1 protein-coding gene and 1 pseudogene are annotated in these 1,064 nt (G+C 66.5%); both read right to left on the minus strand.

Annotation, left to right across the window (positions count from 1 at the left end; genetic code table 11):
• Positions 1–593 (minus strand): class I SAM-dependent methyltransferase (locus ACWEKM_RS46610; protein ID WP_451627378.1); only part of this gene is annotated, 593 nt, incomplete at its 3' end.
• 181 nt (positions 594–774) lie between these two features.
• Positions 775–1,064 (minus strand): annotated as a pseudogene (locus tag ACWEKM_RS46615) (hypothetical protein); the annotation flags it as partial.

The following is a 1,064-nucleotide window of genomic DNA, read 5'->3' on the forward strand; positions in this document are numbered from 1 at the left end:
GTTGGGCACCAGCGCACGATCGTTGGGCCGAACAATCCTCCGGGATCGTCGACCAGGCCCCAGCCCTCGTCGGTGGTGCGCACGTCGTCCTCCAGCGGTGGATGACCCCAGTCGGGGTTCCCGGGGCAGAACCGCTCGAGGAGATCGGCGGTCTCGGCGTACACCTCCGGCTCTCCCGGCCGGCGGACAACGACGTGGCCGAGCAGCGCCATCCAGCCTCCGGGATAGAGCACGTCGTGCGCTCGCTGCCAGCCGATCGACGGGTCGACCCAGTGCCACGATTGCGCAGCCACGAGAACATCGAAGCGTCGGCCGCGGTCGTCCCACTCCTCGAACGTCGACGTCTCGACTGCGACGTTACGGAAGGAGCTGATCCGGTGGCGAGCGAGTGCAGCCATTTCCAGGCCCGGCTCGATGGCGGTCACTGAGCATCCAAGCGCTGCCAGAGAGCGCGTCGCCTGACCGGTACCGCAGCCCACCTCAAGGACCGACGACTTATCGTCCATGCCGGTGACGGCGACAAGGTCCGCGAACAGCTCGTCGGGGTATCCCGGCCGGACTCGGTCGTAGAGCTCCGGCACCTCGTTGAACACCCGGCCGAGGTCGTGTGGATTCGGGCGCATCTTCGGAGCATCAGTCACGAGTGCACAAGCTATGAGGTTCGTCCACGGGGACGCCACTGGTTTAACGGCAGCTCCTCGACAGCAGCCGTGCCGGTCTTTCCTGTCTGCTCCGCCAGCATCGTTCGGTCGGGCATCCCTTTGCGGGCAGCCGTCAAGAGCGCCCGCTCTCCCTTCCGACCGCACCTCGGTGGACTCCCGTCTGGTCGTCGAGCAGGTTCTGGGCGATGGCCGCGTAGCAGCTCGCGGTGGTGTGGGACAGGTTGAAGACCAGGGCGAGGTGCAGTGGGTCGGCGCCGACGGTCAGTGCCTCGTGAAGTACCCGGTCGCCGCGGATGCGTTCGAGGTAAACGCCTTGGTGCAGCAGGTGCCGTTTAAGGTATTCGGGGCTGACGGGCCCGGTTCCCAGGGCTGTCTTCGCGTTGATCAGGACGTGCCGGTTAG

The organism is Streptomyces sp. NPDC004752, assembly GCF_053601275.1.